General features: G+C 54.9%; 10 protein-coding genes and 1 pseudogene. 7 read left to right on the forward strand and 4 right to left on the reverse strand.

The window, feature by feature from the left end; all coding sequences use genetic code 11:
• Positions 1–133 precede the first annotated feature (133 nt).
• The 3 genes and pseudogenes from HZS80_RS23705 to HZS80_RS21520 all read right to left on the reverse strand — a co-directional run.
• Positions 134–358 (reverse strand): annotated as a pseudogene (locus HZS80_RS23705) (MipA/OmpV family protein); the annotation flags it as partial.
• 1,643 nt (positions 359–2,001) lie between these two features.
• Positions 2,002–3,357, reverse strand: coding sequence for a M20/M25/M40 family metallo-hydrolase (locus HZS80_RS21515; protein ID WP_035559739.1), 1,356 nt, complete (start codon positions 3,355–3,357; stop codon positions 2,002–2,004).
• A gap of 106 nt (positions 3,358–3,463) precedes the next feature.
• Positions 3,464–4,348 (reverse strand): LysR family transcriptional regulator, encoded by an 885-nt coding sequence (locus tag HZS80_RS21520; RefSeq protein ID WP_035559735.1) that lies wholly within the window; start codon positions 4,346–4,348, stop codon positions 3,464–3,466.
• 180 nt (positions 4,349–4,528) lie between these two features.
• On the opposite strand from HZS80_RS21520, the gene HZS80_RS21525 reads away from it, so the two are divergent.
• The 7 genes from HZS80_RS21525 to HZS80_RS21555 all read left to right on the forward strand — a co-directional run bounded on the left by HZS80_RS21525 (position 4,529) and on the right by HZS80_RS21555 (position 14,285).
• Positions 4,529–6,544 (forward strand): 3-hydroxybutyrate oligomer hydrolase family protein, encoded by a 2,016-nt coding sequence (locus HZS80_RS21525; protein ID WP_179917281.1) that lies wholly within the window; start codon positions 4,529–4,531, stop codon positions 6,542–6,544.
• 206 nt (positions 6,545–6,750) lie between these two features.
• Positions 6,751–7,716, forward strand: coding sequence for a TAXI family TRAP transporter solute-binding subunit (locus HZS80_RS21530; protein WP_008957253.1), 966 nt, complete (start codon positions 6,751–6,753; stop codon positions 7,714–7,716).
• 21 nt (positions 7,717–7,737) lie between these two features.
• The gene (locus HZS80_RS21535; RefSeq protein WP_246362423.1) at positions 7,738–9,648 is read left to right on the forward strand and encodes a TRAP transporter permease; all 1,911 of its coding nucleotides are present in this window, start codon (positions 7,738–7,740) and stop codon (positions 9,646–9,648) included.
• Positions 9,645–11,051 (forward strand): acyclic terpene utilization AtuA family protein, encoded by a 1,407-nt coding sequence (locus HZS80_RS21540; RefSeq protein ID WP_035555340.1) that lies wholly within the window; start codon positions 9,645–9,647, stop codon positions 11,049–11,051. The genes HZS80_RS21535 and HZS80_RS21540 overlap by 4 nt, the downstream gene beginning before the upstream one ends.
• Positions 11,038–11,391 carry an AtuA-related protein gene (locus tag HZS80_RS21545; protein WP_008957250.1) on the forward strand — a complete coding sequence of 118 codons (354 nt, stop codon included), beginning with the start codon at positions 11,038–11,040 and terminating at the stop codon, positions 11,389–11,391. The genes HZS80_RS21540 and HZS80_RS21545 overlap by 14 nt, the downstream gene beginning before the upstream one ends.
• 138 nt (positions 11,392–11,529) lie before the next feature.
• A complete protein-coding gene (locus HZS80_RS21550) occupies positions 11,530–12,753 on the forward strand; it encodes a YbfB/YjiJ family MFS transporter (RefSeq protein WP_035555343.1) in 1,224 nt (407 codons plus the stop codon).
• A gap of 68 nt (positions 12,754–12,821) precedes the next feature.
• Positions 12,822–14,285, forward strand: coding sequence for a sodium-dependent transporter (locus HZS80_RS21555; protein ID WP_179917283.1), 1,464 nt, complete (start codon positions 12,822–12,824; stop codon positions 14,283–14,285).
• Here the strand turns inward: HZS80_RS21555 and HZS80_RS21560 are convergent.
• Complete coding sequence (locus HZS80_RS21560; protein ID WP_179917284.1) at positions 14,247–15,602, reverse strand: Y-family DNA polymerase; 1,356 nt, start codon at positions 15,600–15,602, stop codon at positions 14,247–14,249. The two genes, HZS80_RS21555 and HZS80_RS21560, sit on opposite strands and share 39 nt — an antisense overlap.
• Positions 15,603–15,866: the final 264 nt, after the last annotated feature.

The raw sequence follows: 15,866 nt of genomic DNA on the forward strand, positions 1-15,866 counted from the left end.
TGTGTCTGAAGGACGGAAAGTGGTTAAAAAGTAGCCGATGTAAGTCGAGCCAGTAGGTGTTTAGCGGTGTTACAGCCTGAGTGCGGTACTGGCTGAGGTACTATGAGAAATCCAGGCTAGCGGCTTAATACGGCTAGAAATGATAATTGAGCGATACACCCGTCACGGTCTGCCATTCGCTGCCTAAATCGTCAACGATGGGGCTGTCAGACGCATTGTCAGTCAGGTAGCCGGTGCCAACAAAACCAGTGGCCGACCATTGCGGCGTTAGCGCATAGGTTAGGCTGGTGCTAACCCCTAAACGCCAGGAGCCGCCATCAGGGTTATAGCTGGCAATGCCGCTACGTAGGCTGTCACGTGTAGAAACCCCACTCTTCGTCGGTTAGGCCACATTCGGGGTAAGGGTAAAGAATGTACGCTCATTGAGAGGCAATCGCCAAGCAGTCGATGCTTCCAACTCGGCGCCATCCACATCGCCCGTTACCGGCGTGCTTCCCGCCAAGCTTGGAAGCTTGGCAAGCCGCTTGATAAAATGGCAAACGAACGTTTAATAATAATTTATTTTCTATTAACTAACACAGGTTAAATAAACATACTTCTATAAGGCTCATTGTGTGCTCAGCGAAAGGAAATCGCGAAAAGGAAGACCAAGCAAGGATTGCTTGAGCAGTACAAGGATGCACAAATAGGATATTTGTAGTGTGCGGTTATGGAAGACCTAATAAGGCTCAGCCAAAAATGGTTGAGCTTTATTTTTTTGCTGAAGATAGTAAAAAAATTAATCAATCGTTTGTTTGACTTTTCATGGGTAGCTGGCTAGTTTTAATTGCTTTCCTATAAATATCAGGAATTTAAAATTTTTTATAACCGCTATGCAAGCTTAAGTCAATGACGAATTTGCTTTTTATTGAAAGTTGGATTTACCTAACGTAAGGCCAGTGTTGCTTGGGTCCTTTAATCAAAAATGCCTCAATTTAGAGGGCTATATGTCGTTTTTGTAACATAGCGATGACAGGTTAAGAATAGCCTTAAAGCGCGTAGTCGTCACTAAAAAACACTTAGCTTAGTGTAAAAACTATTTTCTCATTAAATAACCTAGGTTAGGTAAAATCGTCGTTAAAAGGCGCATCCTAATCATCAAGCACAAGGATGTGGTGACAAGGAAGATAGTGCCAGGACGGCTTAAGCTCTCATGGACGCGCAAACAGGATGTTTGTGAGGAAGAAAGATGCGGTAATTAAGCCCTAGCCAGGGAATGGCTGGGGCTTTTTATTCGGTAATAAATGACGTGAAAGTGACAGAATTGTGTATTTTTCATTTATTTTAAATAGCTTGCTAAGAAAAAGGGCAGATGTGTTAGCCATCTACCCCTTCTTTTTTATTAACCAGCCTGCCCATTAACACGCATGGTGATAATAGAGCGTGCTTAGTTCATTCAAGGGCACTTCAACTGCTGTTTGGCAGTTAAGGCAGCGCACCGTCGCCGTGTTTTTCCCTGTGCCTTCTAAACGAAAGCGATTAAAAAATGGTGACTTGGCTGTCTCTGAATTGCCGCAATGACGACAGATGATATCTAATTCATTGACTTTATTGCTGATTATAATGTTTCGCACGCTGACCTCCTACCATTAGGGTTGATGATGGTTCAGGCGTGGTAACCTCCCTGTTGATCCGTGTCGTTACCGACACGGTTTAAGTATAAGTGTCAATTCATATATTCGCCATGCGAAACGTATTGCAAACGTGCATTAAATCGACGCAACAAGGCTGTTTTAATATTAAATCAATATTTTTTTGATTTAATAACCTGGGATAGATAAACACAGCGCTATAACGTCCATTGTGGGCATACACCACAAGGAAGTGGAAACAGGGAAGGCAACGCCAGGAAGGCTAAACGCTCTCAGGGAAGCACAAACAGGATGTTTGTGAAGAAAATCAAGGAAGGTTTGATAAAGCCCCGGCCAAGGAATGGCTGGGGCTTCTTTTTATACGTGTGTTTTATTTTTTCGCTTTTTTCTTGGTTTTCTTACTAGCAGCTTCATTGCTGTTGGCACTGTTTTCCTTACTTTCCTTACTCTCTTTGCTTACCTGGCTCTCTTTGCTGTCATCACCCTCACTGTCGGGCTTGTCGCTGCCCTGGTGGGTCAGTGGGCTCGCTTGGTCTAAGCGTGGATGATTATCCAGGAACTCACGCGGTAGATCCGGCATGGCATCCATTGCCTGCAGGGTATGGGTGAGGGCATGAATAGCTGCCAGCACATCCTGGGTATGGCCGGTTTCCGAGATCGTGTGCATGTTGCGGATAGGGAAGCCGATCGAGGTAGCAGCACTATCGATAGATGCCAACACACCCGCCATACCATCGGTACCGGTGTCCACGCCCACGATATCGCGCTGTAGCGGAATATCCTGCGCTTTAGCGGCTGTCGCGATAATCCGGTTGAGCTGTTCGCTGGCAATCGAACCCACCGCCATGGTGAAGCCCTTGCCCATTTCCAACGGCTGCATGCGCTTGTCGCCGATGCCTGGCGCGCCCACGTAGTCGTGATTGACGTCAACGCCAATCAGCGCATCCGGCTTCATTTCCCCGGCCATCACGCGGCTGCCGAAGCGGCCAATTTCCTCATAGCTGGCAATCGCAAACAGTACGCGCACGTTTTTAGTGCCGCCAGCTTCAGCGATCAAACGCGCCACTTCGGCAGCCACAAAGCAGCCCAGCCCGTTATCCAGGTAAGCACCATAGAACGTATTTGGGCTAAAGCCGGGGCGAATAGGGCGGTCAAAGATAATCGAATCACCAGGGCGCACGCCGAGATTCAACACCTGCTGTTTCTTATTGTCGCCGTGAATCTGTAGATCCAGATAGATCTGCTCTTTCTTGATCCCTTTGCTGCCATCACGCTGGGCAGGGTCAGAGAAGTGGATCGCGCCGAGTGCTTCTACCGTGCCGCCTTCAATGCAGCGATAGCTGCCAGGGGCATCCGGGTCTTCACTGAACAGCTTCACTTCATGGCCGATCAGCACGGTGGGCAGGAAAGAATCGGTGTTGATCCAGATCTTGCCGTCTTCACCAATCGAGCGCACCTGCATACGGATTTTATCCGCATGGCCGATCAGCATGACCTTGAACATATCGTCACGGCCGGGATGGGTGTCCAGCACAACACCGGCGTTGCCCTTGAACTGGTGCAGGTGCCAGCCTTTAGGCGCAAAGCTTTCAAAATGCGGCTTCAACACGCCGTAGGTCATTGCGGCTTCAAGGCCCACGGGGCTAGGCGCAGCAAGAATATCGCGCATCAGTTTGAACTGCGCGTCGGGCATGGGTTGTGTCCAGGGTTTTGCTGTATCACTCATCGTATTGCTCACTTAGTAAGGTGGATGTTCATCGCCTCTAGTCTGCCAGATTCCCACCTCAGGTGTAGAGAAAGCCTCACCGAAAACGCTTATTTGTGGGAAGTCCTCATTCGTGATCACGAATCAGTTGGCACAGGGCGCTGGCGGCGGCGGAAGGGGGGTGTCGTCGGCTCAATATCATGCCCAGCTCGCGACGGATAGTCGGTTCGACCAGTGGGCGGTGTGCAATGCCATCGGTGGCAATCTGGCGAAAGCTGAGTGAGGGCAGCACGCTAATACCCAAGCCCGCCGCCACCATGCGGCCGACGGTAGCGATCTGGCGGGCATCGCACAAGATATCCAGCCGTTCCCCGACGCTCTGCATAATGCGGTCAATATCCTGGCGTGAACTGGAAAGACGATTGATGCCGATAAACGGGTAGGCGGCGAGCTGCCCCCACGCCACTGCCGGTTGTGCCAGCAGTGGGTGCCCGCAAGGGCAAACTGCCACGTAGCTATCTTCGAGCACGGGTTCAAACGTGAGGTCATCTGCGTCACCGGGAGGTACGGAAAGCCCCAGGTCGGCACGGCCTTCGCGCACCATCTGGTTGATCTGTTCGGCCAGCACATCGTGCAGGCTGAGGTTGATACGGGGGTAAGCCTCGTGGAAAAGCCGGATGACCTGCGGGAACAAGCCCGCTGCCAGGGTGGGTAAGGCGGCGATCGTTACCTTGCCGCGCTGCTTGGAAAACTGGTCGTTGAGATCCTCAAAAGCTTCGTTCCAGTCATTTAACAACCGCACGGCAACCGGTAGGAAAGCGTCGCCTTCCGGGGTCAAGACAAGCTGGCGTGATGTGCGGGCAAATAGCGCACCGCCTACGTTCTCTTCCAGTTTGCGTAGTGCAATCGAAATCGCCGGTTGGGAAAGGTGTACTCGCTCGCTGGCCTCCGCAAGGCTGCGCGAGTGGGCGACGGCAATAAAAACGCGCAACTGCTGGATGCTTGGATTCATTTAGAAAGTAAAACATAAATTAAAAACTATTCAATACCCAAAATAATAGTCGGACGCTATTATTTTCAGTAGAAGCTATATGCGAATGGTTTTTTAAGAGGTGCTTATGGTTTGAGTTGGAGGAAGAAGAACATCAGTATGACTTTATAATCAACAAAAACAACGCTTTGAGGAATAAATATGAAAAGTAATGTGATAGTCAACTTTTATGCTGTTGGATTCATTGGCTTGTTTATATTAGGTTCTACTTTAGTTCAAGCAAAAGAGGAGAATGATTTATCTTGGCTAAGATTTATTAGTGAAAAAAGTTATGATGGTAAAAGTAACGACTTGGTGACAGCGGGACTTGGCATAGAGGCAATGGAAAATGGGGTTGTCCCTCAATTTTCAGATTCTTTAGTACCGACTTCGGAAGAGTTAAGGCGTAACTCTATTTTTACTAAAGGCACAGCTGGTTTTGGAGTCATTTATGGGCCCAATGTCGACGCGTCTACGGGGAGCCTTGTAAATAATGAGCTGATAGCTGGCTCCGAAATTATGGCCTATGCCGATAACGGCAGCGGGGACGAGAACGTTTCTCTGCTCCTACAGGTGCCGAAACGTTTTGATTGGGAAACGCCATGCGTCCTCGCGGTACCAGTAGCTGGTTCTGCAAGTCTGTTTCGTGATATTGCGACCATTGGCTACTGGGGGCTGCAAAAGAATTGTGCAGTTACCTATACAGATAAAGGATTGGGTAATGGCTTTCATGATCTTGAGAACGATACCGTGACGCGGTTTGACGGTATTCGATTAACAGCACAAGATGCCGGGATAGACTCTCTTTTTACAGCCGATATTGCTGACGATCAGCGTCACAGTTTTTTGAATAATTACCCCCATAGAATTGCATTTAAACATGCGCACTCTCGGCAGAATCCTGATGCTTCCTGGGGGCGGGATGTACTACGCTCCATACAGTTTGCTCTTTTTCAGTTAAATCGGTTAAGACCTAGTGAAACCGACGATCTGGACGCTGCTAATACCATGGTAATTGTCGCCGGTAATTCAAATGGTGGCGGCGCTGCTTTATATGCCGGAGAAAATGACAGGGAAGGTTTGATAGACGGGATTGTGGCGGCCCAGCCGCAGGTGCAGCTCCGGCCTGATGATCGTGTTTCAGTCGTTCGGGGCGAGCGAACGATAGAGGGAACGGGACGCTCTCTTATGGATTACTTTACCTATGCGATTCTTTATCAACCTTGTGCGGCAATAGCGACGCCTAACGCACCAATGAGGCAGGCTATTACTCAGGCAGAACAGCGTTGTCATAGTTTAAAAGAACGCGGGCTATTGCAGGCCGAAACGCTACCAGCACAAGGACTTGAGGCACTGGAGAAATTGCAAATGTACGGCTGGGAACCCGAGTCGGACATGTTGCACGCATCACATTATGCAATAGCACCTACCGCCACTGCAGTTAAATATGCAAGCTCCCATGGCCGCTTTGGGGTAGAAGAGCGTCTATGTGGTTATAGCTTTGCCTCTGTTAATGAGCAAGGCACGCCTCAACCAGTGCCGAAGAACGAGCTAGCAGTTATTTTTGCGACTGCGTCAGGCGGTGCTCCTGTCGGTTCAATTGACATCGTTAATGATGAAAACCCAAGCGGCCCCATGAAGGATGCGCTGTCTCACTCTCCAAGTAATGGTAAGCAGGACTACAATTTGGATGGCGCTCTTTGTTTACGCGAATTAGTGGTGGGCAACTCTGAAAATGCCTTGCGTGTACAGGCGGGCATTGCGGAAGTTCAAGGCAGTGCTGACTTGGGTGGCACCAGTACTATCATTGTGCATGGTCGATCTGATGCGCGTGTACCCGTGGGTTTTACTTCGCGTCCTTATCTGGCGCTCAATTCCTTAACAGATCACCAGCCTAATGTTCACTTCTACGAGCTAACCAACGTTGAGCATTTTGGAGCTAGGCTGCCTGGCTATGCTGAGAATTTTGTACCGATTCAGCCGTATCATATAGATGCTCTAGAAATAATGTATGCGCACCTTCGACATGGCACGCCACTTCCACCCAGCCAGGTGATTAGACCCATGCCTGGAGAAGATGGCGAATTCGATAGCGCGCATTTCCCCCCTATTCTTATGGAACCCCATCCCAGCGATACCATTCGTGCCAGCATGGGGCGAGTAGAAATTCCTGATTAGCAACTAAGCCATTTCTTAAAAGCACTAAAGAAGCACAGCAGGTTTGTTTTATAAAATAAAACAAAACCAAAAAAATATTCAATATACAAAATCAACCCTTAACATCATGCTTGATTTATCGCGATTCGATGAGTTGCGATCACTGTTTTACATAAAAAAACCGCTCTACAATAACAATAGCTCGCCTTGCGAGCTTCGGAGACACGATGAAAACGCTACTTACCGCCATGGTGGCAAGCGCCGCGGTGCTGGCTGCTGCCACTTCCCATGCCGATGAGCGCCTGCTGATTGGTTCTACCTCCAGCTCCTCCAGCCACTACAGCTACTTTGTTGCGGTTAATCAGATCATCAACAACCAGGTCGAAGGTGTGAGTTCTTCTGTCGCTGAAACCGGCGCTACGGTAGATAACCTGCGTCGTTTGGGGCGCGATCAGATTGATATGGGGCTGGTAACGACCAATACCGGCTATCACGCCTACGCCGGTGAGGAAGATTTTGAAGGCCGCCCAGTGGATAACCGCCTGCTGTGGGTCTACACCGTGGCGCCCCAAAACGCAGTGATGCGCCAGGATGCCAACGTCGCCACCTTCGCTGATTTGGATGGGGTGCGTTTCAACCCCGGCATCACCGGCTCAGCCACTGAGAAAACCACTGAAGCAGTGATGCGTACCCTCGGCATAGAGCCGGATTACGTGCGTGGTTCCACCACCGATATGGTCGACGCCATGAAGGATGGCCGGGTGATGGGCTCGGTGAAATCGGGCGTCGGCGAGCGTCTGGATGGCTCCTCTATGGATATCGCGACATTTACCCCCATTAGCGTGCTGTCTCTCGATGACGCGCAGGCCGACACGCTGCGCAGCGAAATGCCCGACGTGGCGATTGTCGATGTGCCCGAAGGTGCCGCAGACGGTATCCCCGCCTATACCACCTGGGCGTTTGGGGTTGCCGTACATGCGCACCCGGATATGGATGAAGAGACCGCCTATCAAATCGTCAAAGCCGTGATGGAAAACCCCGAACCGCAGGTTAACGCCTTTGCCGCGATGAAAGATGCCGATATGGCGAAGATGACTCTGGAAGTTGGCACTGTGCCGCTGCATGCCGGTGCGGCGCGCTATTTCGAAGAGCAGGGGTATGACATCCCTGATGCCTTGCAGCCTGTCCAGTAGGGCCATTCGGAGAAGATGATCATGCGCGAGACAGTCACCAAAGGCTTGGCGCTGCTGTTGGGCGGTCTAATCCTTTATACCTCCGCCACTGGGCCGTTTGAGAGCTTGATTCAGCGGAGTATCTTTCTCGCGCTGGTCATCCTGCTAGGGCTTGCCGTCTACCCATTAGGGGAGGGCAAGCGCTGGCGGCCGCTGGGCATCGCCATTGATGTCGTACTTGGAGTAGGTGTGTTAGGCGCCTGCGGCTATGTGGCACTTAACCATGAGCAAATCCTGGTGGAGCTCCCCTGGGCTACGCCCCGCGACATGTTGCTAACCGGCGTGCTGTTAGTGGCGATTTTGGAGCTTTCGCGACGCGCTATCGGGGCTATTTTCCCACTGCTGGTAGTCGCGGGGTTAGCCTACGCGTGGTTCGGGGCCGCGATTCCAGGGCCGCTCGGCCACCGGGGGTTTGATCTCTACTACATGACCGAAACCATCTACCTGGGTGATCTAGGCGTGTGGGGCATGCTGGTCGGCGTTGCCGCCACTACCATTGCGGCTTTCGTGCTTTTCGGCTGTTTGCTACTGCACACCGGGGGCGGCAATACCTTTATGGATTTGGCGCTGCGTATTAGCGGCCGTTCGCCGGGCGGTGCAGCCAAAGTAGCCACGGTAGCCTCCGGGCTGTTTGGTATGGTCAGTGGCAGCGCGGTGGCCAATGTCGCCACGACGGGCAATTTCACCATTCCCATGATGAAACGCTTGAACTACCCAAGCCCGTTTGCGGCTGGGGTAGAAGCGGTCGCCTCCACCGGCGGTCAAATCGCACCGCCGATCCTGGGCGCTGCGGCATTTATCATGGCGGAAATTCTCGGTGAGAGTTACCTGCGTATCGCCTTGGCGGCCTTGCTGCCGGCGATACTTTTCTACCTGGGTGTGTTTGTCACGATTCACCTGGTGGCCAAGCGCCGTCAGTTGCAGGTGGTACCCGATGACGAGCTGCCCAGCTGGTCAGACGTGATACGCGCTGAACGGATCATTCCCATTCTGGCTGCGTTGGGTGGGCTGTTTTACGGTGTGCTTAGCGGCCGTTCGATTCAGATGTCCGCTTTTTACGGCATCCTGATGACCGTGCTGACCTTTGTACCCTTTGCGCTAATGGCCAAGATGCCGTTGCGCGAGATTCTCGGCAAGCTGGTGGCGGGCCTGGTCGATGCCGGTAAAGGCATGGTGATTATCGGCGTGCTGCTGGCTGGGGCGCAGATTCTGGTGGCGATGATTGGCATGACCGGCATCGGCGTAACGCTGGCGAGCTTGATCGTCACGGTCGGTGGTGAATCGCTTTTCCTGGTCGCCTTTATCGTTGGCGGCGTCTGTCTGATTCTGGGCATGGGTATTCCGACCACAGCAGCGTATGTACTCGTCGCCTCCGTATTGGCTCCGGCGCTTACCACCATCGGTGTTGAGCCACTGATTGCCCACTTGTTCGTTTTCTACTTCGCGACACTTTCAGTCATTACACCGCCTGTCTGTATTGCGGTATTCGTGGCCTCAGGCATTGCCGACACCAACTGGCTGCCTGCCGCCGTCGAATCGGTGCGTTTGGCAGCGGCGATCTATGTCATTCCTTTCCTGCTGCTGATCTACCCAGCCCTGGCGGGGTTTGGGACTCCCCTGGAGATCGTCTTGGCCAGTTGTCAGGGTGTCGTGTTCGTGATGGCCTTCGCCGCGCTGATGTCTCGGGTCGCCATGACGGGTAAGCGCGTGATTGATGTGGTGGCGCTGATCGCGGTGATTGGGCTTGCGCTGACGCCAGGCTGGCTGACCACGCTGGCAGCGCTCGTCTTGATCATTGGGCTATTTATACGCCGCCGCTCGCTGCTGGATGACGAGCCGGTAGTTGCCTCCGGCGACCACCACTCCCTTCAGGCCAAGGAGACACATTTATGAGTTTTTTACTGGGCAGCGGGGCAGGCTTTTCCGGTGACCGTACCGATGCGGCCGTGGCGGTGGTGGCAGAGTTGATCAAGCGACAGCAACCCTCTGCCTTGGTATTCGAAACCCTGGGTGAGCGGACATTGGCGGCCGCCCACCGGGCGATGCGTGAGGACCCCGAAAGCGGGTTTGAACCGCTGCTGGACGAGCTGCTGGCGCCAGTGCTTCGCGATTGCCTGGATCACGGCATTAAAATTCTAGGCAACTTCGGTGCAGCGAACCCTGGTGGCGCGTGCCAGGTCATTGCGGAGCTAGCCGCACAGCTTGGTCGTCCAGAGGTGCGGATTGCCCAGGTGCATGGCGATGATATCCGCCAGCAACTGCATGGCCTGGACTTGCAGCGTTGGGAGGCCGAACGGTTGGAGATGCCGGGCGATGACGCCTTGATTTCCGCCAATGTCTACCTGGGCGCCAAGGCACTGGCCGAAGCGTTAGCCATGCAAGCCGATGTCGTGGTCACCGGGCGGGTAGCCGATCCGGCACTGTTCTTAGCCCCGCTGATGCACCACTTCGATTGGCGTTGGGATGATTGGGACCGCCTGGCTTGCGGCATGATGGCCGGACACCTGGCCGAGTGTGGCGCCCAGGTAAGCGGCGGCTACTTTGCCGACCCAGGTTTTAAAGACGTACCAGGCCTCGCCACGGTGGGCTATCCGATTATTGAAGTGGAGCAGGATGGCAGCCTAATCATCACCAAGCCTGCCAATACCGGCGGCTGTGTTACCGAGCAAACGGTGAAAGAGCAGCTGCTCTATGAGGTCCATGACCCAGCCAATTACCTGACCCCGGATGTCACGGTGGATCTTACCCACGCCGAGGTCCGCCAGCTCTCACCTAACCGCGTAGCGGTAACGGGCATTCGCGGCAAGCCCGCCCCCGAACGGCTAAAGACCACCGTCTGCTACGAAGGGGGGTGGCAGGGTGAAGCAGAAATTTCCTATGCCGGGCCCAATGCGCTAGCAAGAGCCCAGCTTGCCGCCCAGGTACTGCGTGAGCGGTTGGTATTTCGCGCCCCGGCTGAGCTGCGGATCCGCTTGGATATCATTGGCCTCGCCAGCGTATTCGATAGTGATAGCGGCGAGCTTCAGCGTAGCGCTTCAACGTCTGTCAGCGGCGATTACCGGCTGCGGTTGGCAGCGGAGCACAGCGAGCGGCGCTGGGTAGCCCGCGCCACCCAAGAGCTACTGGCGCTTTACTGTGCCGGGCCTGCCGGCGGCGGCGGGGTGCGACGTCAGTTTCAACGGCGGGTATTTACCGCCTCATATCTAGTCAAGCGTAGCGACATTTATGCCCATGCCACGCTATTTGAGTCGCCGACCCAGGAAGCCCACAGGAGCGAACGCTATGCTGCAAGCTGAACCCACACAAACGTCAATGCGTGCGCCCGCCTCGATCTCTCTTCACCAGCTGGCGCACGCCCGTGCGGGGGATAAAGGCGAACGCCTCAACGTGGCGCTGTTTGCCTATGAGGCGGATCACTACGCCACCTTGCTGGAACAGGTCACCGAAGAACGAGTGCTGGCGCTATTCTCCCATCGCGGCGCTAGCCGGGTGCGGCGCTACCCTCTACCTAACTTGGCAGGCATGAACTTCGTGATCGATGATGTGCTTCAAGGCGGCGTTAACGGGGCACTCAATCTGGATGGCCATGGCAAAACGCTGTCGTTTTTGTTGTTAAGCCTGGAGGTTCACCTCTAGCCAGTTTTTTAACCACGCACTCGACCTAGGTGGTCATGACGCGCTGCTCAAAACGCCCTACTATGCATGAACTTGCATGCGAGCTAATCAATATAGTGATAGCTAATATAATAAAAGTGGTGTTTAAGGAGCAGCCCGATGACCGCAGCAACGCTAGGTTCCCAGCGCTTTAGAGTGCTATTGGCGGGCGTTTTCAGCCAGGTATTGTGTGTGGGTATCGCCCGCTTTGCCTATACGCCGTTGCTGCCAGTCATGCAGCAGCAAACCTGGATGGGGGACGCCGATGGCGGCTGGCTGGCGGCGCTCAACTACGCGGGCTATATGCTGGGGGCGGTGTTGGCCGCCACTATCCGCAGTCTCTATATCAAAGACCTCCTATTTCGCTGTGGGTTAATCCTGGCAGTGCTTACCACCGCGGGCATGGCGCTCACCGAGCACTTCTGGGTATGGGCGGGGCTGCGTTTTCTGGCGGGTCTTTCCAGCAGTGGCTCAATGTTGCTAGCGTCCGGGTTGATTCTTCACTGGCTAATGCAACACCGTCAGCGCGGAGAGCTGGGCATCCACTTTGCTGGTTTGGGCATTGGTATGGTGGTGGTCTCCGTCGCGGTTGAAATGATGCTGCAGCTTTCGTTTAGCTGGCAGACCCAGTGGTGGGGCTTTAGCCTGCTGGGCGCAGCTCTACTCGTGCCCGCGTGGCAGTGGTTGCCGCGCCCGGAGAAACCGGTCGTCGGTGCTCCCGCGGCTAACAGCCAACCCGCGATGCCGCCCACACGCACCTTTATGCGCTGGATGCTGGCTGCCTATTTTTGCGCCGGTTATGGCTATGTGATCAGCGCTACCTTTCTTGTCGCGATTGTCGAGCGTGAGCCGCTGCTGGCGGGGCTGGGTAACTGGACCTTTGCCCTGGCCGGTTTAGCCGCTGCCCCGGCGGTGATGCTGTGGGATCTAGTCGCCCGCCGCGTCGGTTACCTGGGGGCGCTGATTATTGCCATGTGCATTCAGGTAGTGGGCATTCTACTGCCTGCGATTACCGCGAATGCAGCGGCGGTGTTGCTCAGCGCCGTGCTCTACGGCGGTACCTTCCTCGGCTGCGTCAGTCTGGTGCTAACCATGGCAGGGCGGCTTTATCCTTCAAGCCCAGCGCGGTTAATGGGGCAGATGACCCTGGCCTACGGCGTTGCCCAGATATGCGCCCCGGCCTTGACCGGCATGCTGGCCGAAGCCTCTGGCAATTACAGCCTAGGGCTTTGGTTGGCAGGCGGCTTTGTGGCCCTCGGCGCCGTGCTGCTGGTCTGTTTGCGCCGGGTGGATCAAACCGCCCAGCGTCTGGATGCTGCCGCCAAGGCCGCCGTATACGCCTAGACGCTGTTGGGCATTGCCCGCAAAATCCTATAGGATGAGCGCCTTTTTCTGACAGGGTAACTGGGCAAATGACCTCTTCTGGGCAACCTCGCACCCAGTGGCTAGGCCGCTGGGGGTTTATGTTGGCAGCAACCGGTTCGGCGGTTGGGCTGGGCAATATCTGGAAATTCCCCTATATCACCGGGGAGTTCGGCGGCGGTGCCTTCGTACTGGTGTACCTGGCCTGTATTTTTGCCGTGGGTGTGCCGGTCATGATGACCGAGATCGCCTTTGGACGGCGCGGCCAGGGCAGCCCAGTGGATGCCATTCGCCGCGTGGTCAATGAATCAGGCCGCTCGTCGGTGTGGTCGCTGATTGGCTGGATGGCCATGCTCTGCGGCTTTATGGTGCTGTCGTTTTACGTCGTTGTGGCAGGCTGGTCGTTCTCGTATCTGTGGAAGATGCTGACCGGTGGCCTGTCCGGTAGCAGCGTTAACGATATGGCCGCTGTCTTTGGGGCCAACAACGCTAATCCGCTGAATCTCGGTTTCTGGAGTACCTTGGTGACGCTGCTCACCATGCTAATTGTGGGCAAGGGTGTACAGAAGGGGATCGAGAGGAGTGTCAGTTGGATGATGCCGGGCTTGGTCATCATGCTGGTGATCCTGATTGGCTTTGGCCTGTTTTCCGGTGGCTTTGGTGCGGCGGTTAACTTCCTGTTCTCGTTTAACGCGGGCAGCCTCTCCAGCGAAGGGCTGCTGGCAGCGCTGGGGCATGCCTTCTTTACCCTCTCGCTGGCCTCCGGGGCGATCCTTACCTACGGCAGCTATTTACCCAAAGGTGCCTCGATTGGTCGCACCACGGTTAGTGTGGCCGTGGCGGATACGGTCGTGGCGTTGATGGCGGGGCTGGCGATCTTTCCGGTGATCTTCGCCAACGGCATGGACCCCGGCGAAGGCCCAGGGCTTATTTTCATGAGCCTGCCCCTGGCCTTCCAGGCGATGCCGCTGGGGACGCTGTTTGGCATTTTGTTCTTCCTGATGCTCTCCATGGCCGCGTTGACCTCTGCCATTTCCATGGTCGAGGCGACGGTTTCCTGGCTGTGCGATAACAAAGGCATTTCGCGCCCGGCAGCCGCTTGGGGCACGGGCATTGTGCTGTGGTTGATTAGCACCCTGGCGATGCTGTCATTCAATCTGGGCGCGGATTGGACGCTGGCAGGCAAGACCTTTTTCGACTGGCTGGATTACCTGACCTCACGCTGGATGATGCCGCTGGGCGGCTTAGGCATGGTGGTGCTGGCAGGCTTTATACTGAAGAGCGACACTTTCCGCGAGGAGCTGGGGCTTGCGCCGCTGCCCTACGCCTTGTGGCTGACCATGGTGCGTTACGTTAGCCCGCTCGGCATCGTGGTGATTTTTGTCGATGCCCTGGGCGTCTATCAAGTCTCGTTCGCAGCGCATTGGCCGTGGCTGCTGGGGATTCTGGTTACGATGGCGGCGCTGGGGGAAAGTCTAAGCCCGCGGCTGCGTTCTGCGCTTCGCACTGGCTAGGGTGTGTTGCTCGCGCTGCTTTGCCTTTTCCTTCGCCTCGGCGGCGGCCACCGCGCCGGGGTGAGTGCCCACTTTCATCAGCTCATCCCAGCGCGTGGTAAAGCGGTTGGAACGGTGAGCGCAGCGTAGCTGCCAAGCCGCGGGAGCATCGGTCATGCCAAAGCTAATGGTGCCTTGCCCCATCTGCTGATTGATCTGATCGACGGTGGCCATCAAAAACGGATGCCGATCACGGGCCGGGGGATGCAGCAGCGAAAGCTGGTGCTCTTTGGCATCGACCAAATCTAGCAGCATTACACCGGCCTTCATAAACCGAAAGCGGGGCCGGTGAATCTGCTCAAGCCCTTCGCGTACGGCATCGAGAATCACGCGCGTATCGTCGCTGGGCGAGTGCAGGGGTATCAGCGCCTGCGGGAAATATTGCGGTTGGTCGCGGCGGTGGCGATTGGTGTTCAGAAACACCATCACTGCACGCGCCATGCTGCCCTGTTCACGCAGTTTTTCAGCGCTACGCTGGGCGTGACGGCGCAGCGCGTTGTGCACTTCAGCAAACTCGCCGGTCGGTTGGCCGAACGAGCGCGAGGTCATAATGCGCTGGCGCGGTTGGTCCAGCGCGTTCATTTCCAGGCAGGGCGTGCCGCGCAACTCCAGCGCCGTGCGGGCCAGCACCACCGAAAAGCGCTTACGCAGCCATTTTTCATCGCTTTCGCGTAAATCCCAGGCAGTGTTGATGTCGCCAATGGCCAAGCGCTCGGCCAGCCGACGCCCGACGCCCCACACACTGCCCACCGGGGTGCGCTTTAACAGCGCCTCGGTGGTGTGGCCCTGCCCCTGCAATAGGCAAACGCCTTCGTAGAGGGGGTCTTGTTTAGCTAAATGATTGGCCAGCTTGGCCAGCGTATGGGTCGGGGCCAACCCCACACAGACCGGCAGGCCCAGGTGGCGGTGAATACGCTGGCGCAACTGCTTACCCAGCGCCTCACACTGCTGGGAGGTAAAGCCGTCTAAATAGATGAACATTTCATCGATCGAGTAGGGCGCGATCTCTGGGCAGGCGTCACGCAACAACTGCGCTAACCGCGCCGACATATCGCCATACAGCTCGTAATTAGACGAGAGCAGATGAATCTCGCCACGCTGGCGCAGCCCTTCCAGTTTGAAGGCGGGCGTTCCCATGGGAATATCCAGCGCCTTCAACTCGGCAGAACGGGCGATCACACAGCCATCGTTATTCGACATCACGCCCACCGGGCGGCCTTCAAGGTGAGGCTGAAACACCCGCTCGCAGCTGACATAAAAGTTGTAACTACGAATGATCCAATTATGGACATGACTTTAAACTGAGCATAACAGGGCTTTCACTATATGGCCTCGTGTCCATGGCGAACGTCGATATAAGGCCCTCTTCATACACTTTTTTGTCCATGCCATTGATGGATTGGTATTTCGTACCCCAAAAACGTAGCCCACTATTGCGGTCTAAAGGCACTGCCTGTTAGAACCATCAATTGACAGCTACGAGGAAAATAAAATGTCCGGGCCTAAACAAAAGGAAACACTCAATGGACTTATGGCCTCGAT

This window comes from Vreelandella glaciei, assembly GCF_013415125.1.
Lineage (GTDB): Bacteria > Pseudomonadota > Gammaproteobacteria > Pseudomonadales > Halomonadaceae > Vreelandella > Vreelandella glaciei.